Below are 21,565 nucleotides of genomic sequence, written 5' to 3'. Positions count from 1 at the left end.
CGCTGCGAGAAATGCCTGGTGAAAGCCATCCGCCTGACCCTGATCTGCCATGCCCTGACCCAGGCCCAGAAGAACGGGCGCCTGCACCATTGCGATGACGGCATCCTGCCGCTGGCCCGACAGGCAGACGCCGACCGTTCAGGCGTGCAACTGCTGAGTGCGCCAGAGCGGCGGGCCTGGGAGACGGCGGCGTGGTTAACGGGAGCGGTACAGGTCGAGCCGGGATTGGCCGATTGCGACCTTGGGCGTTGGCAGGGTTTGTCGTTGAAGCAGCTACAAGCCGAGCAACCGCAGGCGTTGGCAGAATGGCTGCAGGATCCGGCCAGTGCCGTGCATGGTGGCGAGTCGTTCGCCGCGCTATGCCAGCGCCTGGCCGCCTGGCTGGCGGCCTTCGACAGGCCGGGTGACTGGCTGGCGGTGACCCATCCGATGGTCATACGCGCCATGCTGGTACAGGTGCTTGGGTGTCCGATGAGTGCCGGGCAGCGTATCGACGTGCTGCCGCTGTCACGTCTGGAACTGAGCTTTACCGGGCAGTGGCGGTTGCGCCTGGGCTAAGGCTCAGAACGCCAGCTTGTAACCGATCAGCAGCAGCATCGCTGCCAGGCAAGGGCGCAGCACGCGGTCGGAGATTCGCCCGGTGAGGTGGCTACCCAGATAGATGCCTGGCAGCGAGCCCAGCAGCAGGTAACCCAGCAGCGACCAATCCATGTTGCCCATGCCCGCGTGGCCAAGGCCTGCTACCAGGGTCAGAGGCACTGCGTGGGCAATTTCGGTACCGACCAGGCGACGGGTGACCAGGAACGGGTACAGCAGGAACAGCGCCACTGTCCCCAGGGCGCCAGCACCGATGGAGGTGAGGGTGACCATCACCCCCAGGACCACGCCGGTGAGTACGGTAAGGGTGTTCAGGCTGCGATCGCTGAGGTGATAGTGGTCGCCGGCATGGCGGCCGGCAAACGCCTGCAGCCGCGATTTGAACAGGATGGCCAACGCGGTCAGGATCAGCACCACCGCCAAGCCTTGCTTGATGATGGCGTTGAGCGCCGAAGTGTCGGTGTGCAGGGTGCTGAGAAACCATAGGGTGAGCGCCGCTGCAGGCACACTGCCCAGGCTCAGCAGCCCGGTGATTTTCCAGTCGATATTCTTGTTGCGCGCATGCACCCAGACGCCACTGGCCTTGGTGATGGCTGCATACAGCAAGTCGGTGCCGACGGCCGTAGCCGGACTGATGCCAAACCACAACAGGATCGGGGTCATCAGCGAGCCGCCACCGACGCCGGTCATACCGACGATGAAGCCCACGACCAGGCCAGCAATGGTGAAACCGAAAGAACCTACATCCATACGCTACTCGACTGCCCAACTTTGCCCGTTATCGGATGCCAGTCAGCATATAGATTTTTTTATAGCCAAATAGACTTGTTCGTTATTAGGTTATAACCGGGTGTGCCTTGGCGGGGCGCAACCGATCAGCGATCGGTCATCACCACCATTACTTGGGCATCACCACCGTCATCGCTTTCCGACAAGTAGATGTGCCCCACCTGGCTGTCGAAATACGCAGTCTCCTGCGGCCCGATGCTGACCGCTTCTCCGGTCTCGAACTCGATGCGCACGCGCCCGCTGAGCACCAGCGCGAACTCTTGCCCGGGGTGGCGGATAAAGTCGTCGAACTGGCCGCGTTCCCGGGCAATGATGCGGGCATAAGCCGGTGTCATGCGTCGAGCGGGAAAATCCCCGGCAAGCGGATAATAGTCGTAGGTGCCGGTCGAATAGCCCGCCGCTGCGGGCAGTGAATCGACCACCACGGTCACCGGCACCGGCGCGCTGACCGTGCCGCTGGCGCGAAACAGCTGGGCGATATCGACATTCAGCGCCCGCGCTGCAGCGGCAAGTTTTTCATAGCTGACCGACACCTGCGCCAGCTCCATCTTCGACAACGTGGACAGCGGCACGCCACTGGCTTCGGACAATTGCTTGAGGGTCATCTGGCGCGCCTTGCGCACCTGGCGCAAGCGCTGGCCCACTGCGGCACGGTCTAGCTGGGGTAGAGCTGAAGGCATTCAGGGATCTCGGCATGCGGCGTTGGTCGGGCATCTTACCTTGGACCCTTGCGCATTTCTAAATTCTCATATATTAGAATTCTCATAAATGATAATTAGCCTGGCAGGAGCGTGCATGACCCCGATCTACGACACCCTGATCATCGGTGCTGGCATCGCCGGCGCCTCGCTGGGCTACCGCCTGGCCGGCCAGCAGCGTGTGCTGCTGGTCGAGCGTGAATCGCAGCCTGGCTACCATTCCACCGGGCGTTCGGCGGCCATGTTCATGGAGGCTTACGGCACCCCACAGATCCAGGCATTGACCCGCGCCAGCCGGGCCTTCTACGAAGCGCCCCCGCAGGGCTTCTGCGAGCACCCACTGCTGGAGCCGCGGGGCTGTCTGTATGTGGCCAGCCTGGAGCAGCGTGAACAGCTTGAGCAAACTTACGCGCAGAACCTGGCCAATGGCACAGAAGTCAGCCTGCTTGACCGGGACGCGGCCTTGGCACTGATCCCCAGCTTGCGTGGCGAAACCCTGGCCGGGGCGGTGCTTGAGCCGGGGGCGATGGACCTTGACGTACATGCCTTGCACCAAGGTTTCTTGCGTGGTTATCGCACTGCCGGCGGTGAACTGCGCTGCAATGCCGAGCTGATCCAGGCCTGGTACCTGGACGGCGTGTGGCAGGTGGAATTGGCTGATGGCAGCCGTCTGCAGGCCCGATGTCTGGTCAATGCTGCAGGTGCCTGGGCGGACCGTGTGGCCGAGCAGTGCGGGGTGGCGCGCATCGGCTTGCAACCGTGCCGCCGTAGCGCCTTCACCTTCCCCGGCCCGGCAGAACAAAACTTTGCCTGCTGGCCTGCAGTGATCGGCATCGACGAAAGCTTCTACTTCAAGCCTGATGCCGGCCAACTGTTGGGGTCGCCAGCCAATGCCGACCCGGTTGAGCCACAGGATGCCGCGGCCGAAGAGTTCGACGTGGCCTTGGGGATTTACAACATTGAAGCCATGACCACCCTGGTGATCCGCCGCCCTAGCCACACCTGGGCCGGCCTGCGTTCGTTCGTTGCCGACGGCGACCTGGTGATCGGTTTCGATGCGCATGCACCGGCGTTTTTCTGGCTGGCGGCCCAGGGGGGCTATGGCATCCAGTCGGCAGCGGGCGCCTCGCGCCTGGCCGCCGACTTGCTGATGGGCCAGCCCGTATGTCCCGACCTTGTCAGCCAGGGAGTGGCGCCCGAGCGCCTGTCCCCGGCCCGTTTCCAGCAACCCTGAAAGGAGCATCCCATGAGCAATGAGATTCAGCGTTTCCCCAGCAGCTTGCCGTTCCCGTTTTCCCGCGCCGTAAAGGCCGGTGGCTTTCTGTTCCTCTCCGGGCAGGTGCCGATGAGCGCTGGCGGCGAAGTGGTGCGCGGTGATATCCAGACCCAAACCCGTGCTGCCTGTGAGCGCATCGCCGAAAGCCTGGCGGCCTGTGGCGCGCGTTTCGACCAGGTGGTGAAGGTTACGGTCTGGCTGTCGGACATGCGCCATTTCGCCGGCTTCAACGAGGTGTACAAGGCGTTCTTCGGCGCGGCGCTACCGGTGCGTTCCACCGTAGCTTCGGCGTTGGCCCTGGGCGTGGATGTGGAGATCGAAGTGCAGGCGTTCGTCGGCGACGCCTGACAGGGCAAAGATCCCGTGTAGAGGCGACCTTGTGTCGCGATGGCTGCAAGGCGGCCCCTACAACCGGTATGCGACGGCGATGAAAAAACAACAATAAATCCAGAGGTTCACATGCAAGAGCAGCTGAAGATTGCCGGCGCATTTGTCGGCGTGATCGTGGGGGCGGGGTTCGCTTCAGGGCGGGAACTGTTGTTGTTCTTTGTCGATTTCGGTGTGTGGGGGTTGGCGGGTGCATTGGTCAGCGCCGCCTTGTTCACGTTCCTCGGCATGGCGCTGGCGGGGCTGGGCAATCGCCAGCAGGCCACCTCGCACAAGGATGTGATCCAGGCCATCTGCGGCCGTCACCTGGGATTGTTCGTCGACTGGCTGATCACCTTTTTCATGTTCGCCGTCACCGTGGTCATGCTGGCCGGTGGTGGTGCGTTGCTGGAGCAGCAGTTCGGCGTCCCGGCCCTGACCGGCAGCGTGCTGGTGACGCTGGTGGTGGTCGGTATCGTGTGCCTGGACGTGCGCAGGATGATGCTTGCGATTGGCGCCATCACCCCGTTGCTGATCCTGGTGGCTTCGGCGATTGCGCTGTATGCCGTGTTCACCCGTGGCCAGAGCTTTGCTGCGCTCGATCAGTTGGCCAGCCAGCAACAGGCCGGCACCCGCCATTGGCTGCTGGGTGCGTTCTTGTATGTGTCGTATAACATCGTCGCGGGTGCGCCGATTCTGGCCATTCTGGGCGGCTCGGCCAAGGGCGAGAAAGCCGCTGTGTGGGGAGGCCTGCTCGGTGGTGCGGCGCTAGGTGGCCTGATGCTGGTGATGAGTGCAGGACTGTTGTCGCGCCTGGACAGCGTGGCCGACCAGCCGATGCCGATGCTGTCGATTGCCAACGAAGTATCACCACTGCTGGGGCTGGTGATGTGCCTGATCATCTTCGGCATGATCGTCAACACCGCGGTGGGCACGCTGTTTTCCTTCCTCTCGCGGCTGCTACCGGCGGGCACGACGAAGTTCCGCTGGGGCTCGGTGGTGACCGGGGTGGTGGCGTTCGGCTGTAGCCTGGTGGGGTTCATCAGCCTGGTGGGCGAAGTGTACCCGTTGTTCGGCTACCTGGGCTTTATGCTGATGGCCGCGGTGTTGCTGGCCTGGGTACGGCGGGGCAGGGTTGCGAAGGCGGTGGCTGCATAAGGGCCGGTACAGGCGACAACAGGCATTGGCCGTTGCCGCCTGAACCCAGCGTTTAGATTCTGAAGCTACCCACCAGTTGCTTCAAACGCCCAGCCTGCTGGGCCAGCTGGTCGCAATGACGCAGGGTCTCGTTGAGGTTCTCCACCCCTTGCTGGTTCAGGGCGTTGATCTGGGTGATGTCCAGGTTGAGGCTCTCGACCACGGCGGTCTGCTCTTCGGTCGCTGTCGCCACCGACTGGTTCATGCCATCGATCTCGCCAATGCGCTGGGTCACGCTGGCCAGGCGTTCGCCGGCCTGGTTGGCCACCTGCACGGTCTGCTCGCTGGAGACCTGGCTGGTGTTCATGGTATGCACCGCTTCGCGCGAGCCTACCTGCAGGCTGGTGATCATGCGGTGGATTTCTTCCGCTGACTCCTGGGTACGGTGCGCCAGGTTGCGCACCTCGTCGGCCACCACGGCAAAGCCACGGCCGGCTTCACCGGCACGGGCCGCTTCGATGGCAGCGTTCAGTGCCAGCAGGTTGGTCTGCTGGGAAATACCCTTGATCACGTCGAGGATCTTGCCGATTTCGTCGGTGCTGGCGTTGAGCGTTTCAATCTGCGCACACGACTCGCTGATCCGTTGCGACAGAGCAGTCATGGCGCTGATGGCTTCTTCAACCACTTCACGGCCACCATGCGCCTGTTCGCTGGCACCGCTGGCATGTTGCGAAGCATCTGCGGCGTTGCGGGCGATTTCCTGGGTGGCGGCGCCCAGTTCGTTGATGGCCGCAGCGACGCTGTTGGTGCGCATGCTCTGTTCTTCAGAACCGCTGATCGACGCGTTGGATGCGCTGACCACTTTTTCCGACAGGTCATGTACCAGGCGGGTGGCCGAAGACACTTCGCTGATCGAGGCATGGATACGCTCGACAAAGCGGTTGAACGAGGTGGCCAGTTCGCCGAACTCGTCCTTGTTTTGCACAGCCAGGCGGCGGGTAAGGTCGCCTTCACCCTCGGCGATGTCGCGCATGGCGCGACCCATGGTGGTCAGCGGGCTCATCAGCACCGGAATCAGCAGGCCGAGCAGGCCGGCGATGGCGGCCACGGCAATCAGCATGGCAATGATCGCCGAGGTGCGGAACTGGCTGAGTGCGGCATAGGCCTTGTCCCTGTCGATCGACAGCCCGATGTACCACTGTGCCGACGGCAGGCCGGCCACCGGGGCGAACGAGATGATGCGGTCCTGGCCGTTGAGGGTGACATCCTGCATGCCGCCAGCAACCCGCAGGTTGCTGCCTGGGTAGATGTCCTTGAGGTTCTTCATCACCTGGTCTTTGTTCGGGCTGACGATCACCTGGCCATTGGCGTCGGCCATGAAGGCGTGACCGATGCCGCCGAAGTCGACCGAGTTGATGATCTCGACGAGGGTGTCGAGGGTAACGTCACCGCCAACCACGCCGATCAGTTCGCCATTGCGCTTGCTCTTCACCGGCGTGGCGATGGTCACCATCAGGCCACCGACTGCACCCTGGTACGGGGCGGTCAGCACGGTCTGCCCGGCGCTGGCGGCGGCACCATACCAAGGGCGCTGGCGCGGGTCGTAACCGGCGGGCATCTGGGCATCCGGGCGCTGGGTGAATTCGCCGTTGGCCTGGCCCAGGTAGGTGAACAGGAAATTACGCGTGTAGGACGGCTGCTCGATCAGCCCTGCCAGGGTGTCGCCGGCGCCTTGCTGGCCGATGTCCTGGGCGAGGTTTTCCAGCACCAGAATGCGCCCGCTCATCCAGTTTTGCACACTGCTGGCGGTCAGTGCACCGGCCTGTTGCACCGAGGCTTCGATATTCTGGCGGATGGTATTGCGTTGCAGGTAGTCGTTGTAAAGCGTGAACAGGGCAAATGCCAGGACCACGACGCCGCAGGCGCTGAGCAGGATCTTGTGGCGAAATTTCAGGTTCATGTTTCGAGACCTTGAGCCAATGAGGGGAGGACGCAGCGCGCTCATGACGCGATGCGGGGCCTATCGACCGAGATATCGGCTTGAGGAGTAAAAGATTGAAGTGCTTAGAGAAAATTCTTACAGACGTTACGACGGACGGCGGTCACGGATCAGCCAGCTGCTCGATCAGCAGGCGTGCGGCCTGCTCCAGCGGCTGTTGTTTACGCCACAGGATATGCACGGGCAGTTGCAACTCGTTGCGTGTATTGCCAAATGCCAGGCGCACCAGACGCCCGCTGGCCAGCAGCGGCGCGACCCGTGACAACGGCAGATCGCCCCAGCCCAAGCCCGCTTCAACCATCTGCAGCGCCAGATCGAAGCTGTCGGTGGACCAGTGTGTGGCGCCGATCAGCGGGCGAGGGTCAGCCAGTGGCAGATCGCGGCTGCGCACCAGAATCTGGCGCACCTGGGTCAGGTCTTCAAGGTAATGGATACGCCTCTCACGCAAGGCCGGGTGGGCCGGCGACAAAGTGGCCACCAGCGACTCCATGCCGATGTGCTGGAAGCCACGGCGGGCATCGACCTGCAGGCCGGCAAAGGCTACGCAGAGGTCGGCACGGCCGCTGTCCAGCAAGTGCAGGGCTTCTTCCTGCGGGGCGCTGAGCAGGGCAATGTCCAGCAAGGGGTGGCGCTCACCGAGGTTGGCGATGGCCGCCAGCAGCGGGCGGTGATCGATGTCTGGTACCACAGCCAGGGTCAGGCTGCTCTCCAGCCCTCGGGACAACTCCAGGGCATGAACCTGCAGCAGCCCCAGTTGTTCGGCAATCAGCCTGGCGTGCGGCTGCAGGGCCAAAGCCTGTGCGGTTGGGCGCACTTCACGCGGGCCACGCTCGAACAGACTGTAGCCAAGTTCTGCTTCAAGGTTGCCAATGGCCATGCTCACGGCTGAAGGCACGCGCTTGAGGGCGCGCGCAGCGGAAGAAAACGAACCGTGGTCGAGCACGGCCAGAAACAGCTGGATGTTGTCGCTGGAAAAATTCATGGCAGCCTCCTGTCAGTTGATCTGACAGCTGCTAACTTTTGCTGTCAAGTGCGTTGAACCATGATTGCTCCCGTCGCTTTTTGTCTATGGAGGTAACCTGGGTGCAGGGATTGAAACGCAAGTTGGTCTACGTGACTTTCTATGAACTGATCGGGCTGTGCATGTCGACCCTCGGGCTGGCCTACCTGTCAGATACGCAGGCGTCGCATACCGGGCCGCTGGCGGTAATGATCACCACCATCGCCATGCTCTGGAACCTGATCTACAACACCCTGTTCGAGTACTGGGAGAGCCGTCAGGCCAAGCGCGGGCGCAGCGTGGCGCGGCGGGTGGCGCATGCCATCGGCTTCCAGTTGACCCTGGTGGTTTACTTGATTCCGCTGATCGCCTGGTGGCTGGACATGACATTGCTGGAGGCGCTGCTGGTGGATATGGCGTTCATCATCCTGGTGCCGTGCTACACCTTTGCCTATAACTGGGCGTTTGATCGGTTGTTTGGCTTGCCAAGCGCTGCCCTGGCCACCGCGTGATACAGCCGTGCGCTGCGAATAAGCCGGCGCAGGCCGCCCTAGGGTGGCAGGCGAATGATCAAAGGTGCCGGCTGCTGCTCAACCTGCTGCTCCACCGGCCGCGGCGCACTGGCCAGCAAGCTGTCCTCAACCTGCCCCGACAGGTAATAGACACCCGCCATGGCCCCGCTCTGGCGGTTCTCCATCAACTCCTGCCATTCCTGGTTCAACGCCACGTTAAGGATCACCCGCAGCTGTTCCACCATCTGCGGGTGATCACGGTCATGGGTCATCATCCCGTAACCGGCTGCAGCAATCGAAATCATCGCCCCTGCCACCTTGCCCACTGCCGATGCCACGGCACTGGCGATACCGCGTGGGGCCAAGGTGGCGCCAAGCTTTTCGCTGGCCTGGGTGGCCACCGAGTTGAGCCCGACATCGGTCCTGCCAGGGCCTTTGCTGGCCTGCTGATGCAAGTGCTGGCGCATGGCTTGCCAGGCCGGTTGTTGCTCCAATGACTTGGCCCGCAGCAGTTGATACAGGCTGGCATTGCGCGTATCCGGTGGCCCCAGGGCGATGGCGGGTATACGGTTGAGGCGCTGGCTGAACTGCTCGGGCGGCGCGTTGTAACGGCTGATGATGGCCGGCAGTTGCTGGCCGAGCAGTTGCAGGTACAGTTCGCAGGCGCGGTCGCGAATGCCCTCGGGGTTGATCTGCTCGGCTACCGGCTCGATCACCCGGGCGTGATACTGCTCCTGCAGGTACAGGGCCAGGCGTTTCTCTGCCGGTTCCCGACCCTCGCCACTGTCGAGCTTGTACCAGGCCACCTTGAGGGTCAGCCACTGCTGGGTCCAATAACCCGTGAACCAGGGGATGAAGTCGCTTTCGGTACGTTGCTGCACCTGCTCCCTCCACACCCGCATGGAGCGCCGGGCATAGTCGTTGGCCGAGCCGGCGGCACCGGCCGAGGCTTCGATCAGTTCCTGGTCGATGCGTTGCCAGGCCGCGGGCGTGAGTATTGTGGGCGGCGGCGGCGCAGGGGGGCGCTTGCTGGCACAACCGCCGAGGGCCAGCAGAAGGCATAGCAACAGGAGGACTCGAGAACTCACGCGACCGCCTCCCTGGTAGAGGCTGGGGTGGTTCTCGAAGTATAGGGTGGGGTTACTGGGGCTGCTGTGCAGCCCATCGCCTGCATCAGCACAGATGCAAAGGGTTGCGTGAGCGCGGCCTACAGGGTGCGGTCGCGTCCCTGTGGCCGGGTTATTCCAGGTCCAGCTTTTCTTCCAGGCGGTCAAGGTGCCTGTGCATCAACCCCAGCGCCGCTTCAGCATCACCTTGCTCCACGGCATCGATGATTGCCGCATGCTCTTCCCACGCGCAGTGATCGCAGCATGGCGATTCGTAGCGAGCGATGATCAGTGAGGTCATCGGCACCAGCCCATTGAGAAATCGCGCCAGTGGCGCATTAGCCGCCACTTGCGCCAGTTTCAGGTGGAACTCGCCGCCCAGGCGGATCGCCGCGCAGCGTTCGCCACGCTCATGGTGCTGGCGCTCGCGCTCCACCAGTTGCCGTAGCTGGTGCACCTGCGCCGGCCGGGCGCGTTGCGCGGCCAGGGTGATCAGCGTGGTTTCGGCCAGGCGCCGGGCACTGAGCACCTGACGTGCCTGGTCTGGGTCTGGCGCAGCCAGATGAGCGGTGTGGCTGGGGCGCTGTACCACCACCTGCTGGTCGGACAGGCGCCCGAGCACGCGGCGGATCACCGTGCGGCTGACACCAAAGGCATGGCCCAGCGCCTGTTCGGGCAACAGACTGCCCGGCGGCAGGCGCTGTTCGAGAATGGCGTCGAACAGCCGCGGATAAATCTGCTCGGCCGACAGGCGGGTTTCGCCGGCCGCGAGCAGGGCAGGCAAGTGGGGGGCGGCGTTCATGGGCACTCTCCTGAGGTCATGGATGCGGATGTTCGTCCGGAATATTCAGCGTGATGCCCATGCGCAGCCCTTCGGCCACGATGTGCTGACGCATCTGGGCACTGGCCTGGGCGCTGCTGCGTTCGCGAATGGCGCGCACCACCGCTTCGTTCTCCTTCAGCCGCGCGGCCAGGTGCTCTGGCGAGTTGCGCAGCATGTCGGCGCTTTGCTTCAGGGCATTACCGGTCTGCTGCACCACGCTCTGGAAAATCGGGTTGGTGGTCAGGGCAAACAGCGCTTCATGGAAGGCGATGTAGGCTTTGACCCCGGCTTCGCTGTCATCGGCCTCCAGCGCTTCGCGCATGTCCATCAAGGTCAGGCGCAACTGGCCGATGTCCTGGCTGTTGGCCGACTGCGCCACCAGGCCGACGATGAATGGTTCGAGTGTGTAACGCAGTTCCAGCACGTCGGCCAGGCTGGCCGCAGCGCTGGTTTCCACGGCCGAAACCTGGGCATCGGCATCCAGTACCAACACGCCCTTGCCTGGCAACGAGCGCACCAGCCCCAGTGTTTCCAGTACGGTTACCGCTTCGCGCAGGCTGGGGCGGCTGATGCCCAGTTGTTCGGCCAGTTCGCGCTGGCCTGGCAGCATGTCGCCGGTACGCCATTGGCCGCGGGCCAGGGCCTGGCGGAGTTTTTCCACCACTGAGTTGACGACGGTTGATGAGCTGATCACGGTTCGCTCCTGGAAGGGCCGGCGTCAATGCCGGCCACGTTCGCTCAGAATTCCTGTTGATGGGCGTTAGGTTGCTTGCGTGGCGTGGGGGCAAAGCCAGGCTTGCCGTCGAGTACGTTCTGCGCACGCTCCAGGTCGATGTCCTTCTCCCAACGGGCAATGGCCACGGTGGCCACGCAGTTGCCGATCAGGTTGGTCAACGCCCGGCCGATACCCATGAACCAGTCCACCGCCAGCACCAGGACCAGGCCAACCACAGGGATCGCCGGTACCGCAGTCAGGGTGGCGGCAAGAATCACCAGTGCCGAGCCTGGGATGCCGTGAGCCCCCTTGGAAGTCACCAGCGACACCAGCAGGATGGTAAGCAGGTCGGTCATTTCCAGTGGCGTGCCGGTGGCGTTGGCGATGAACACGATGGCCAGGGTCAGGTAGATGGAGAAACCATCGAGGTTGAACGAGTAGCCGGTAGGGATCACCAGGCCGACCGTGGAACTGCCAATGCCCAGGTGCTCAAGCTTGCGCATGATCTGAGGCAGCACGGCGTCGGAAGAGGCGGTACCCAGGACGATGGTCAGCTCTTCACGCAGGTACTTGATCAACGGCAGCAGTTTCAGGCCCGACAGGCGCATGACGGTGCCCAGCACGATCAGCACGAAGCCGGCACAGGTGAGGTAGAACAGCGCCACCAGCCCGCCCAGGTGCTGCAGCGACGCCAGGCCGTACTTGCTGGTGGTGAAGGCGATGGCGCCGAACACGCCGATCGGCGCCAGGCGCACGATCATGCCCATGATGCGGAAGATCACATGGCTCAGTTCGTTGATCAGTCGCGAAATGCCGGCGGCCGAGTCACCCACCAGGTTCAGCGCGCTGCCGAACAGCACCGAAAACAGCAGCACCTGAAGAATGTTGTTGTCGGCGAAGGCACCGATCACCGAGGTGGGGATCAGGTCCATGAAGAACGCCGTGGCGCCATGGATGTGCTGGCCGCGCTCGGCCAAGCCGTTGGCATCGGCGGCGGACAGTTGATCCAGGTGAATATTGGCACCGCTGCCAATGCCACTGGTGAAGGCGAACACCAGGCCGATCACCAGCGCCAGGGTAGTCAGCACTTCGAAGTAGATCACCGACTTCAGGCCGATGCGCCCGACCTTTTTCAGGTCGCCCGCACCCGAAATGCCGCTGACCACCACGCAGAACACGATCAGGCCGATGAGCATCTTGATCAGCTTGATGAAGCCGTCGCCAAGGGGTTTGAGTTGCAGGGAGAGGTCGGGGAAGCTCAGACCGCAGGCGATGCCGAGGGCAAGGCCGAGTACGACTTGCAGGAAAATCGAACGCGAGCACCATTTGAGCATGGGAGGAGTCTCTGATCGGTGTCCTTGCTTCGGTAGCCGCACGGGGCGAAAGAGCGCAGGACTTAATTATTGTGGTCTTACCGGTTTGTTCAGCGCGAGGCCATAAAAGCGCGAAAAAAAGCGGATTGCAAGGTTTTTTGGCCTTACCGGTCTGACCAGTTGTGGGGCAATCCGGCCTGCCATGCTCTAGTTCGGTGCGTGCCGTGGAAAGGGGCGCGTGAAATAGCTCAGGGCTTGGCCAGTGCCTGGTCCACCGCTGCAATCAGCTTGCCAAGATCTTTGGGCGGGGCGTTGTGGATGACACCGAACAAGTAGGCGCGCTGCTCCTCTTCGTCGTCCGGTTCAGCGAAGAAGTCCTTGGGCTTGACGCCCAGCACCTGAGCAAACGCCATGATTGCATCGATACTGGGGGTGTAGGTGCCGGTTTCAAAACGGCTGATGGTCTTGGGGTCGAAGCCGGTCCGTTCGGCCAGTTGTGCCTGGGTCAGGCCCGCCAGCTTGCGATAGCGGCGCAGGGCGATACCCAAAGCTGATCTCGTCATCGCTTAATTCCCATTTAGAATCAAGAACTTAACGATATTCATCAATGTGGCGCAACGCCATGATCTATCACCTTTGTTTTATTTATGTGATGAATTTCGTAGAATTCATGGCTTGACCGGTCAGTCATCGTCATCTTCCTTGTACCCGTGGGCTTCGTGCCTCAACGGCTGGAAGCGCTTTTGCCCATTGGAACGGATCGCCATGAATCGGTTCCGGTGGCCGTCGATGCACTGGGTACCGGCTTGTCATCGAATGGAGTCTCATCGTGCGCCTCAACCTGCCGGTAACCCCGGTCGAGCAACGTTTCCCCCCCAATCAGCGGCTGATTTCTGCTACCGATACCGCCAGCCTGATCACCTACTGCAACCCTGAGTTTGCCGCCATCAGTGGCTACAGCGAAGCCGAACTTATCGGCAGCCCGCACAACCTGGTGCGCCACCCGGACATGCCGCCGGCGGTGTACGAGTTGATGTGGCGCTACCTGAAAGCCGGCAAGAGCTGGATGGGTATCGTCAAGAACCGCTGCCGTAACGGCGACTACTACTGGGTCAATGCTTACGTCACGCCCATCCTCGAAGGGGGGCGGGTAGTGGGTTACGAGTCGGTGCGCGTATGCCCCACACGGGAGCAAGTCGCCCGTGCCGAAGCCCTGTATGCGCGGCTGCGCAACGGCCAGGCGGCATTGTCGGCGCCGCGCCGTCTGAGCGTGCTGACGCAGGCCTTGGCCGTGCCCCTGGCCGGTGGGCTGCTGGCGATCGGGGCCAACCAGCTGTGGCCTGGCCAGGTGGGGCAGGGGCTGACCCTGGGCTTGTTCCTGGCCTGCGGCCTGTGGGCGCGCAATGCCCTCGGGCGGCAGCTACAGCAGATTGTGCAGGGCGCGGAAGGTGCCTTCGCCGACCCGGTTGCAGCCTTGACCTACAGCGACCTGACGGGGGCCGCCGGGCAGTTGCAACTGATGCTGATCAGCGAAGAGGCACGCCTGAAAACCGCATTGACGCGGCTAAGCGATCTGGCCGGGCAAATGGCCGTGGCCGCTCGCGATGCCGGACAGTTGTCGCGCAGCACCGAGACGGCGCTGCTGGAGCAGCGTGTCGAAACCGACCTGAGCGCCACTGCAATGAACCAGATGGCCGCCTCCATTGGCGACGTGGCCAACCACGTGCAGTTGACCGCCGCCGAGGCACACACGGCGCACCTGCTGGCCGAGCAGGGCAGCCAGGTGGCCGATGCCAGCGGTGCGGCCATTCGTAACCTGGCCAGCACTGTGACGCAGATCAACCAGGCGGTCAGCCACCTGGCGGGTCAGACCGGCGCCATCGCCGAGGCAGCCGGGATGATCCGTGGCATTGCCGAGCAAACCAACCTGCTGGCCCTCAACGCCGCCATCGAGGCTGCCCGTGCGGGCGAGCAGGGACGGGGCTTTGCCGTGGTCGCCGACGAGGTCCGGGCACTGGCCGACAAGACCCGCCAGTCCACCCTGCACATCCAGGCCATCATCGATGGCCTGCGCAGTGGCGCCGAGGAAGCCGTGGCGATCGCCAGCCGAGGCATCGACGGTGCCGAGCAAGGCGTTGCCCAGGTGCAGGAAGCCCGGCAGGCGCTGCATGGCATTCGTGACGCAGTGCAGCGCATCAGCGACATGAGCCAGCAGATGGCCACCGCCTCGCAGCAGCAGTCGGCGGTGGCAGAAGATGTTTCGCGGCAGATCAACGGCGTAGCCGGTATTGCCCAGCACAGCGCCCACAGCGCCAACGCCGCCGCCTCGCGCGGTACCGAACTGGAACATGTGTGCGCCGGATTGCGCGCCCTGGTGGAGCGCTTCAACCGCTAAGGCAGGATGCTTTATGGATGATAACTATCGCGCGGCCGTGGACGCGGCCGCGATCTTTTCGGAAACCGACCTGCGTGGGAACATCACCTACGTCAATCAGCAGTTCTGCAGCATCTCGGGCTACAGCCGTGATGAACTGCTGGGGGCCAACCATCGCATCCTCAATTCCGGGCTGCATGAACCGACGTTCTTTGTCGGCATGTGGCGGGCCTTGGTCGCCGGGCGGGTGTGGAAGGGCGAGATCTGCAACCGGTCCAAGGACGGTTCGTTGTACTGGGTGGACAGCACCATGGTGCCATTGGTCGATCCGCTTACAGGCCAGGTGCGCAAGTATGTGTCGATCCGCTTTGACGTCACGGAGAAGCGCCAGCTGCTGCATACCTTGCAGTGGCGGGTGGGCCATGATGTGCTCACCGGCCTGCCCAACCGCGCCTACCTGTCCGACCTGCTGAGCCAGGCCCTGGCCTACTCGCGCCGCGAAAGCATCTCGCTGGCGGTGTGCATGCTCGACCTGGATGGTTTCAAGGCGGTCAACGACGGCTACGGGCATGCCGTGGGTGACCTGCTGCTGGTGGAAGTGGCGCAGCGCCTGAAGAGTATCCTGCGCGGTGGGGATGCCGTGGCCCGGCTGTCGGGTGACGAATTCGTGCTGATCCTGCGCGATGTCGATGATGAGCACCAGCTTCATGCAGCCCTGCAGCGGGTATTGCGTGCATTGGCGGCGCCTTGTGTGGTGCGTGAGCATACGCTGTCGCTCAGCGCCAGTATCGGCGTGACCCTGTACCCGCAGGATGACGAAGACGCCGACACCCTGGTGCGCCACGCCGACCAGGCCATGTATGTGGCCAAGCAGCGCGGGCGCAACCGCTACCACCTGTTCGACGTGTCGCAGGAACAGGAGCTCAAGGCCACCCACCAGACCGTGGCGCGTGTGCGCCGGGCGCTGCGCAACGGTGAGCTGTGCCTTTACTACCAGCCCAAGGTCAACCTGCGCAGTGGCAAGGTACTGGGCTTCGAGGGTTTATTGCGCTGGCAGCGGCCAGGCCGTGGCGTGGTGCCGCCTGGCGATTTTCTGCCATGGGTAGAGCAGACCGACCTGATCGTCGAGATCGGCGAGTGGGTGATCGGGCAGGCGTTGAGCCAGTTGCAGGCCTGGCAGTGCCAAGGGCAGCCCTGGTCGCTGAGCGTGAATATCGCCGCGCGGCATTTGCAGCGCAGTGACTTTGCCGAGCGCCTGCAGCAGTTGCTGGCAGCGTACCCGGGGGTGGAGCCGGCGCGGCTGGATCTGGAAATCGTCGAATCGGTAGCCATCGATAACCTGCAGCATGTCAGCCGCTGCCTGGATGCCTGTCGTGCGCTGGGTGTGCGTTTCTCGCTGGACGATTTCGGCACCGGTTATTCGTCGTTGAGTTACCTGAAACGCTTGCCGACCCAGACGATCAAGATCGACCAGTCGTTCGTGCGTGACATCCTTCATGACCAGGACGACCTGGCGCTGACGGAGGCGGTGATCGGTCTGGCGCGGACCTTTGGCCGCGAGGTGATTGCCGAGGGGCTGGAGAGTATCGAGCACGGCCGGGTACTGATGGGCCTGGGCTGCGAGCTGGCGCAGGGTTACTGCATTGCCAGGCCGATGCCCGCCAGTGAAGTGCAAGCCTGGGCCCAGGCCTACCGGCAGCCAGTGCAGTGGCGTGACCCTTGAAGGCCATCATCGGGCCGTGGTCTTGACCTGCACGGCGGCGCCACCTGCTTGTCGATCAGGGGTGGCTTCGCAGACCTTCGGTGCGGCGCGCTTCAGGGCCAATCGATTCATCGCTCACGCAACCGCTTGTACAGTGTGGTGCGGCTGATACCCAGTCGGCGTGCCACCGCCGACAGGTTGCCATTGGCTTGCTCGACCAGCCCCTGCAGGTCCGTCTCTTCAGTCGCTATCGGCACCGGCGTTTTCGACTCGGCCAGAAAACCCGCTGGAAGGTGCTCGACGCCGACCGGCCCGTTGGCCGCCAACGCCAACGCCACCTGCAGCACACTCACCAGTTCGCGCAGGTTGCCCGGCCAGGGGTGTTGATCGAACAGGTCGATAATGGCCGGGGGCAGCCGCGCAGGTTGCCCCGGCTCGCGGTAGCGGGCATGCACCTGCTCGATCAGCTGGCGCCGGTCACCGCGTTCGCGCAGGGGGGGCAGCACCAGCGTCAGCCCGGCGATGCGGTAGTACAGGTCCTGGCGAAAGCGCCCGGCGCGCACTTCTTCGGCCAAATTGCGATTGCTCGCCGACACCACACGGATATCCACCGCAACCGGTTCGCCACTGCCCAGCGGCTGGATGCTGCGCGACTGCAGTACGCGCAGTAGGCGGGCCTGGGTGGGCAGTGGCATTTCGCCAATCTCATCCAGAAACAGGATGCCGTGGTCGGCCTTGCGGATGAGCCCCGGGTTGCCCTTGTGGTGGGCGCCGGTGAACGCGCCTTTGTCATAGCCGAACAGTTCCGACTCCACCAGCTCGGCCGGGATCGCCGCACAATTTACGGCGACCAGCCGCTGCCTGGCGCGGCTGCTGGCCCTGTGCAGGGTGTCGACGAACACTTCTTTGCCAACCCCTGTTTCACCCTCCACCAACACCGGGATGTCCTTTTCCAATAGCAGGCCGGCTTGTATCAAGGCTTTTTCCAGGCGCGGCTCGGCACTGCCGGCTTCGGGGCGCGGAGTGGTTTCGCGTGGGGGGTGCCACTGGCAGTGAAAGCGGTTGCGCCCGGTGGCCTGCAGAGCGAAGGGCTGTTGGTGGGGATGGCTGAGCAGCTGTTGCAGGGGTAACTGGAACAGTTGCTCGATGTTTTGCCGCAGCGGGTTGACGCCGAGCAGGCTATCGGCCCGGTGATTGGCGGCCAACACCTGTCCGCGCTCATCGAATACCAGCAAGCCGGCCCAAGGGCTGTCGAGGTTGTCGGAGGCGCTGTTGAAGATCAGTTGTGCATGCTGGCCAGCATGTTCGGCGAGGATCAGGCGGTTTTCCAGGCTCTGGCCCATCATGCGCACCAGCCCAAGCGTCTGGCTGGCCGGCAGGTAGCCGTCGCTGGCCACGTCGAGCCCCCCGACCAGCTGCCGTGCGGCGTCGAACAGGGGGGCGGCGGCGCTGGACATGTAGCGGTTCTGGCGCAGGAAGTGTTCGTCCTGGCCGACGTGAATCGCTTCGGCGCAAACCAGTGTGGTGCCCAGGGCATTGGTGCCGACGCCACGTTCGTGCCAATGGGCGCCGGCACTGAAACCATGGTGCTGGCGCGGTTCGATGAAACGCCGCGAGCCCCAGCTGTCGAGCAGGCAGCCACTGGCATCGGCCAGCATCACCAGGTAGCTGGCGTTACCCAAGAGGTGCGCGTAGTGCGGTAGCACTTCCTCGCGGGTCAGGCGCAGCAGGTTTTGGCGCCGCTCCAGCAGGGCGCTGAGCTCGGCGCGGGACAGGCAGTCGAAGTCTGGCGCGTGCTGTGGCTGTAAGCCGTGGTCGCGGCAGCGGTCCCAGGAAGCCTGGATCAGTTGGGTGTGGGTCGAAGTGGATGCGGCCATGGGCCTGTCCTGTGTGATTGTCGTTATGGGGCGGCCGCCGTTCAGTGTTGTTCACGGCTGTTCATTGTCAAACGGGCAAGTGTTCAGTTGTGCAGTGATTGTGTTCACCTGCGAGCCCGCGATTTGCCAGCGCTGCCACCCAGGCCCCGGACCAGAGCATTGGCGAAGGACTGGCACGGAACTGGCTGTACCCGGCAGACAACAATCGCAAAAAGGCCACGCCATGTCCCTGGTGCTGGAGCAGGTCAGCCGTAGCGTCGACAACCAGCCGTGGATCGTCGATGCGTCACTGCGTTTCGAGCCTGGTTCGTTCAATGTGCTGCTGGGACGCACCCTGGCCGGCAAGACCAGCCTGATGCGCCTGATGGCCGGGCTGGACCGCCCGGACCTGGGGCGGGTGCTGATGGATGGCCAGGACGTCACCGGTGTGCCGGTACGGCAGCGCAATGTGTCGATGGTGTATCAGCAATTCATCAATTACCCGACCTTGAGCGTGTACGAAAACATCGCCTCGCCGCTGCGTCAGGCGCGCATGGCCGAGGATCAGATCCGACGGCGGGTGCAGGAAACTGCCGAGATGCTGCGCATCGAAACCTACCTGCAACGCCTGCCACTGGAGCTCTCTGGTGGCCAGCAGCAACGCACGGCGATGGCCAGGGCGTTGGTCAAGGATGCCGCGTTGATCCTCTTCGACGAGCCATTGGTCAACCTCGACTACAAGTTGCGCGAAGGCCTGCGCCAGGAGCTGCGCGAGCTGTTCGCGGCGCGCCATTGCATTGCGGTGTACGCCACCACCGAGCCCAACGAGGCGCTGGCGCTGGGCGGCACCACCACGCTTGTACACGAAGGCCGCATCGTGCAGAGCGGGCCCACCGCCGAGGTCTATCAGCGCCCCTGCAGCGTGCTGGCTGCCGAGTTGTTTTCCGAGCCGCCGATCAACCTGGTGCCTGGCCGTATCACAGGTAACGAGGTGAGCCTGGCCCAGACCGTGCACTTTGCCCGCAATGCCGACCTGCAGCCGCTGGCCGAGGGTGACTACCGCTTCGGCGTGCGCCCCAGCCATATCGCGCTGGTGCCGGCCCATGACGATGACCTGGAGCTGGCGGTGCTGGTGGAGTTGGCCGAGATCAGTGGGTCAGAAACATTTCTGCATGTGCGCAACGAATACTGGCGCATGGTGCTGCACCTTCCCGGGGTGCACGAATACCAGGTGGACACGCCGATACGCGTGTTCATCCCCACGCACAAGCTGTTCGTTTTCGACAGCGCCGGGGTGTTGGTGCAGGCCCCGGGGCTGCGCCAGGCGAGGAGAGGGTGATGGCCGAAATCCGCCTGCGCCAGCTGGCGCACAGTTACAGCAGCCAGCCCGCCAGCGAGGCAGACTATGCCCTGCACGCACTCGAACATGTGTGGGAGCAGGGCGGTGCCTATGCGTTGCTCGGGCCGTCGGGCTGCGGCAAGTCGACCTTGCTCAATATCATTTCCGGGCTGCTGACGCCGTCTCATGGCGAGGTGCTGTTCGACGGCAAGCCGGTCAACCAGCTGTCCCCGCAGGCGCGCAATATCGCCCAGGTGTTCCAGTTCCCTGTGGTGTACGACACCATGACGGTGTTCGACAACCTGGCCTTCCCCTTGCGCAACCAGGGGCTCGATGAAACCCGGGTGCGTGCCCGGGTGGAAGAAATTGCCGACGTGCTCGAACTGACGGCCGTGTTGCGCAGGAAGGCACGCAACCTCTCAGCCGATGAGAAGCAGAAAGTCTCCATGGGGCGTGGCCTGGTGCGCGATGACGTGTCGGCGATCCTGTTCGACGAGCCTCTGACGGTGATCGACCCGCATCTGAAGTGGAAGCTGCGGCGCAAGCTGAAGCAGATCCATGAGCAGTTCAATATCACCATGATCTACGTCACCCATGACCAGTTGGAGGCCTCGACCTTCGCCGACAAGATCGCGGTGATGCACGGCGGACGCATCGTCCAGTTCGGCACACCGCGCGAGCTGTTCGAGCGACCGCGGCATACGTTCGTCGGTTACTTCATCGGTAGCCCTGGGATGAACCTGATCGACGTGCATGCCGAGGCCGGCGCGGTGGTGTTCGGCGATGTCCGGCTGGGACTGCCCGATGGCCTGGGCGAGCGCCTGGCTGCACGGGCGGGCGGGCGGCTGCAGGTGGGCATTCGCCCGGAGTTCGTGCAGCTGTGGGACAGCCCGTTCGAGGGTGCCTACCCGGCACGGGTGCTGGACGTCGAAGACCTGGGTACCTATCGCATCGTCACCCTCGAACTGGGCGGTGTCGCGCTCAAGGCGAGGCTGGGTGAGGACCGCCCGTTACCTGTGAACCAGGCCTGGGTCAGCCTGCCGGCGCAGTGGCTGATGCTGTATGTCGACGATGTGCTGCTGGAGGCCGGGCCATGAACAACAAGGTGCCGAACAACAAGGCCTGGTGGCTGGCGCTGCCAGTGTTCCTGCTGGTCGCGTTCAGCGCGGTGGTGCCGATGATGACGGTGGTCAACTACTCGGTGCAAGACATCTTCGACCAGTCCAGCCGCTACTTCGTCGGCGCCGACTGGTACCGCCAGGTACTGCGCGACCCGGCGCTGCATGACGCATTGCTGCGCCAGTTCATCTACTCGGCCTGTGTACTGCTGATCGAGATCCCGCTGGGTATCGGCATCGCCCTGACCATGCCAACCAAGGGCCGTATGGCCTCGGTGTGCCTGATCGTCATGGCCATTCCGTTGCTGATCCCGTGGAACGTGGTCGGCACTATCTGGCAGATTTTCGGCCGTGCCGACATCGGCCTGCTTGGCGCTTCCCTGGCCAAGCTCGGGGTCAGCTACAACTACGCCGGTGACCCGTTCGACGCCTGGCTCACCGTGCTGGTGATGGATGTCTGGCACTGGACTTCATTGGTGGCGTTGCTGTGCTATTCGGGGCTGCGTGCGATCCCCGACGTGTACTACCAGGCCGCGCGCATCGATCGGGCCTCGGGCTGGGCGGTGTTTCGCCATATCCAGCTGCCCAAGCTCAAGAACGTGCTGGTGATCGCGTTGATGCTGCGTTTCATGGACAGTTTCATGATCTACACCGAGCCTTTCGTGCTGACCGGCGGCGGGCCAGGCAACGCGACCACGTTCCTCAGCCAGACCCTCACGCGCATGGCCGTTGGGCAGTTCGACCTGGGGCCGGCGGCAGCGTTTTCGCTGGTGTACTTCCTGATCATCCTGCTGGTGTCGTGGCTGTTCTACACAGCCATGACCCATGCCGACAAGGACTAGGCC

General features: G+C 63.5%; 20 protein-coding genes and 2 pseudogenes. 11 read left to right on the top strand and 11 right to left on the bottom strand.

Going from position 1 to position 21,565, the window contains the following annotated elements; translation table 11 throughout:
* Positions 1-18: 18 nt before the first annotated feature.
* Positions 19-558, top strand: coding sequence for a histidine phosphatase family protein (locus LVS58_RS08105; protein ID WP_233690619.1), 540 nt, complete (start codon positions 19-21; stop codon positions 556-558).
* Between the two features lie 3 nt (positions 559-561).
* Here the strand turns inward: LVS58_RS08105 and LVS58_RS08100 are convergent, their stop codons facing one another.
* Together LVS58_RS08100 and LVS58_RS08095 are read right to left on the bottom strand one after the other, a co-directional pair.
* Positions 562-1,347 (bottom strand): sulfite exporter TauE/SafE family protein, encoded by a 786-nt coding sequence (locus tag LVS58_RS08100; protein WP_233690607.1) that lies wholly within the window; start codon positions 1,345-1,347, stop codon positions 562-564.
* Positions 1,348-1,472: 125 nt separating this feature from the next.
* Positions 1,473-2,066, bottom strand: coding sequence for a helix-turn-helix domain-containing protein (locus LVS58_RS08095; protein WP_233690606.1), 594 nt, complete (start codon positions 2,064-2,066; stop codon positions 1,473-1,475).
* 115 nt (positions 2,067-2,181) lie between these two features.
* On the opposite strand from LVS58_RS08095, the gene LVS58_RS08090 reads away from it, so the two are divergent.
* From LVS58_RS08090 to LVS58_RS08080, 3 genes are all read left to right on the top strand, one after another.
* Positions 2,182-3,318, top strand: a complete 1,137-nt coding sequence (locus LVS58_RS08090) for an NAD(P)/FAD-dependent oxidoreductase (RefSeq protein ID WP_233690605.1) — start codon at positions 2,182-2,184, stop codon at positions 3,316-3,318.
* A gap of 12 nt (positions 3,319-3,330) precedes the next feature.
* On the top strand, positions 3,331-3,708 hold the full coding sequence (locus LVS58_RS08085) for a RidA family protein (protein WP_233690604.1): 378 nt from the start codon (positions 3,331-3,333) through the stop codon (positions 3,706-3,708).
* A 111-nt stretch (positions 3,709-3,819) separates the two neighbouring features.
* Complete coding sequence (locus tag LVS58_RS08080; RefSeq protein ID WP_233690603.1) at positions 3,820-4,884, top strand: YkvI family membrane protein; 1,065 nt, start codon at positions 3,820-3,822, stop codon at positions 4,882-4,884.
* Positions 4,885-4,936: 52 nt separating this feature from the next.
* Here LVS58_RS08080 and LVS58_RS25255 read toward each other — a convergent pair whose 3' ends face one another.
* The 3 genes and pseudogenes from LVS58_RS25255 to LVS58_RS08070 all read right to left on the bottom strand — a co-directional run bounded on the left by LVS58_RS25255 (position 4,937) and on the right by LVS58_RS08070 (position 7,844).
* On the bottom strand, positions 4,937-5,677 hold the full coding sequence (locus tag LVS58_RS25255) for a methyl-accepting chemotaxis protein (RefSeq protein ID WP_370290711.1): 741 nt from the start codon (positions 5,675-5,677) through the stop codon (positions 4,937-4,939).
* Positions 5,678-5,791: 114 nt separating this feature from the next.
* A pseudogene (mcpA, locus tag LVS58_RS25250) lies at positions 5,792-6,823 on the bottom strand (methyl-accepting chemotaxis protein McpA); the annotation flags it as partial.
* Positions 6,824-6,965: 142 nt separating this feature from the next.
* Positions 6,966-7,844 carry a LysR family transcriptional regulator gene (locus LVS58_RS08070; protein ID WP_233690601.1) on the bottom strand — a complete coding sequence of 293 codons (879 nt, stop codon included), beginning with the start codon at positions 7,842-7,844 and terminating at the stop codon, positions 6,966-6,968.
* A gap of 101 nt (positions 7,845-7,945) precedes the next feature.
* Between LVS58_RS08070 and LVS58_RS08065 the strand changes: the two genes are divergently transcribed.
* Positions 7,946-8,374, top strand: a complete 429-nt coding sequence (locus tag LVS58_RS08065) for a PACE efflux transporter (RefSeq protein ID WP_233690600.1) — start codon at positions 7,946-7,948, stop codon at positions 8,372-8,374.
* A gap of 38 nt (positions 8,375-8,412) precedes the next feature.
* On the opposite strand, the gene LVS58_RS08060 is transcribed toward LVS58_RS08065, so the two are convergent.
* From LVS58_RS08060 to LVS58_RS08040, 5 genes are all read right to left on the bottom strand, one after another.
* Complete coding sequence (locus LVS58_RS08060) at positions 8,413-9,462, bottom strand: hypothetical protein (RefSeq protein ID WP_233690599.1); 1,050 nt, start codon at positions 9,460-9,462, stop codon at positions 8,413-8,415.
* Between the two features lie 151 nt (positions 9,463-9,613).
* Entirely contained in the window at positions 9,614-10,282 is a 669-nt protein-coding gene (locus tag LVS58_RS08055; RefSeq protein WP_012053079.1) for a GntR family transcriptional regulator, read from the bottom strand.
* A 16-nt stretch (positions 10,283-10,298) separates the two neighbouring features.
* A complete protein-coding gene (locus LVS58_RS08050) occupies positions 10,299-10,997 on the bottom strand; it encodes a FadR/GntR family transcriptional regulator (protein ID WP_233690598.1) in 699 nt (232 codons plus the stop codon).
* A gap of 44 nt (positions 10,998-11,041) precedes the next feature.
* Positions 11,042-12,352, bottom strand: a complete 1,311-nt coding sequence (locus tag LVS58_RS08045) for a C4-dicarboxylate transporter DctA (protein WP_012053078.1) — start codon at positions 12,350-12,352, stop codon at positions 11,042-11,044.
* Between the two features lie 227 nt (positions 12,353-12,579).
* Positions 12,580-12,894 carry a helix-turn-helix domain-containing protein gene (locus LVS58_RS08040; RefSeq protein ID WP_233690597.1) on the bottom strand — a complete coding sequence of 105 codons (315 nt, stop codon included), beginning with the start codon at positions 12,892-12,894 and terminating at the stop codon, positions 12,580-12,582.
* Between the two features lie 266 nt (positions 12,895-13,160).
* On the opposite strand from LVS58_RS08040, the pseudogene LVS58_RS25245 reads away from it, so the two are divergent.
* From LVS58_RS25245 to LVS58_RS08030, 3 genes and pseudogenes are all read left to right on the top strand, one after another.
* Positions 13,161-13,442, top strand: a pseudogene (locus LVS58_RS25245) (PAS domain-containing protein); the annotation flags it as partial.
* A 408-nt stretch (positions 13,443-13,850) separates the two neighbouring features.
* Positions 13,851-14,726, top strand: a complete 876-nt coding sequence (locus LVS58_RS25240; protein ID WP_442796447.1) for a methyl-accepting chemotaxis protein — start codon at positions 13,851-13,853, stop codon at positions 14,724-14,726.
* Between the two features lie 13 nt (positions 14,727-14,739).
* Complete coding sequence (locus tag LVS58_RS08030; RefSeq protein WP_233690595.1) at positions 14,740-16,428, top strand: putative bifunctional diguanylate cyclase/phosphodiesterase; 1,689 nt, start codon at positions 14,740-14,742, stop codon at positions 16,426-16,428.
* Positions 16,429-16,535: 107 nt separating this feature from the next.
* Here LVS58_RS08030 and LVS58_RS08025 read toward each other — a convergent pair whose 3' ends face one another.
* Positions 16,536-18,284: a sigma-54-dependent Fis family transcriptional regulator gene (locus tag LVS58_RS08025; protein ID WP_233690594.1), complete on the bottom strand. Its 1,749-nt coding sequence runs from the start codon at positions 18,282-18,284 to the stop codon at positions 16,536-16,538.
* 223 nt (positions 18,285-18,507) lie between these two features.
* Between LVS58_RS08025 and LVS58_RS08020 the strand changes: the two genes are divergently transcribed.
* From LVS58_RS08020 to LVS58_RS08010, 3 genes are read left to right on the top strand one after another with little or no spacing between them, the layout of a single operon-like run.
* Positions 18,508-19,602, top strand: coding sequence for an ABC transporter ATP-binding protein (locus tag LVS58_RS08020; protein WP_233690593.1), 1,095 nt, complete (start codon positions 18,508-18,510; stop codon positions 19,600-19,602).
* Positions 19,602-20,699 carry an ABC transporter ATP-binding protein gene (locus tag LVS58_RS08015; RefSeq protein WP_233690592.1) on the top strand — a complete coding sequence of 366 codons (1,098 nt, stop codon included), beginning with the start codon at positions 19,602-19,604 and terminating at the stop codon, positions 20,697-20,699. Before LVS58_RS08020 ends, LVS58_RS08015 begins: the two co-directional genes overlap by 1 nt.
* Positions 20,696-21,562 carry a carbohydrate ABC transporter permease gene (locus tag LVS58_RS08010; RefSeq protein ID WP_233690591.1) on the top strand — a complete coding sequence of 289 codons (867 nt, stop codon included), beginning with the start codon at positions 20,696-20,698 and terminating at the stop codon, positions 21,560-21,562. The genes LVS58_RS08015 and LVS58_RS08010 overlap by 4 nt, the downstream gene beginning before the upstream one ends.
* The last annotated feature ends 3 nt before the right edge of the window (positions 21,563-21,565 follow it).

Origin of the sequence: Pseudomonas sp. JR33AA, from assembly GCF_021378985.1 — a bacterium.
In the GTDB taxonomy this organism is placed as follows: Bacteria; Pseudomonadota; Gammaproteobacteria; order Pseudomonadales; family Pseudomonadaceae; genus Aquipseudomonas; species Aquipseudomonas alloputida.
The sequence above is the reverse complement of the archived record's forward strand: the minus strand, read 5'-3'. Positions and strand labels throughout refer to the sequence as shown.

Bases quoted from the DNA above. Each gene is read 5' to 3' on its own strand.
- LVS58_RS08085 (WP_233690604.1), top strand. From the start codon at position 3,331: ATGAGCAATGAGATTCAGCGTTTCCCCAGCAGCTTGCCGTTCCCGTTT.
- LVS58_RS25240 (WP_442796447.1), top strand. From the start codon at position 13,851: ATGCTGATCAGCGAAGAGGCACGCCTGAAAACCGCATTGACGCGGCTA.
- LVS58_RS08055 (WP_012053079.1), bottom strand. From the start codon at position 10,282: ATGAACGCCGCCCCCCACTTGCCTGCCCTGCTCGCGGCCGGCGAAACC.
- LVS58_RS08090 (WP_233690605.1), top strand. From the start codon at position 2,182: ATGACCCCGATCTACGACACCCTGATCATCGGTGCTGGCATCGCCGGC.
- LVS58_RS08100 (WP_233690607.1), bottom strand. From the start codon at position 1,347: ATGGATGTAGGTTCTTTCGGTTTCACCATTGCTGGCCTGGTCGTGGGC.
- LVS58_RS08045 (WP_012053078.1), bottom strand. From the start codon at position 12,352: ATGCTCAAATGGTGCTCGCGTTCGATTTTCCTGCAAGTCGTACTCGGC.
- LVS58_RS25255 (WP_370290711.1), bottom strand. From the start codon at position 5,677: ATGCGCACCAACAGCGTCGCTGCGGCCATCAACGAACTGGGCGCCGCC.
- LVS58_RS08040 (WP_233690597.1), bottom strand. From the start codon at position 12,894: ATGACGAGATCAGCTTTGGGTATCGCCCTGCGCCGCTATCGCAAGCTG.
- LVS58_RS08070 (WP_233690601.1), bottom strand. From the start codon at position 7,844: ATGAATTTTTCCAGCGACAACATCCAGCTGTTTCTGGCCGTGCTCGAC.
- LVS58_RS08030 (WP_233690595.1), top strand. From the start codon at position 14,740: ATGGATGATAACTATCGCGCGGCCGTGGACGCGGCCGCGATCTTTTCG.
- LVS58_RS08020 (WP_233690593.1), top strand. From the start codon at position 18,508: ATGTCCCTGGTGCTGGAGCAGGTCAGCCGTAGCGTCGACAACCAGCCG.
- LVS58_RS08010 (WP_233690591.1), top strand. From the start codon at position 20,696: ATGAACAACAAGGTGCCGAACAACAAGGCCTGGTGGCTGGCGCTGCCA.
- LVS58_RS08025 (WP_233690594.1), bottom strand. From the start codon at position 18,284: ATGGCCGCATCCACTTCGACCCACACCCAACTGATCCAGGCTTCCTGG.
- LVS58_RS08015 (WP_233690592.1), top strand. From the start codon at position 19,602: ATGGCCGAAATCCGCCTGCGCCAGCTGGCGCACAGTTACAGCAGCCAG.
- LVS58_RS08095 (WP_233690606.1), bottom strand. From the start codon at position 2,066: ATGCCTTCAGCTCTACCCCAGCTAGACCGTGCCGCAGTGGGCCAGCGC.
- LVS58_RS08080 (WP_233690603.1), top strand. From the start codon at position 3,820: ATGCAAGAGCAGCTGAAGATTGCCGGCGCATTTGTCGGCGTGATCGTG.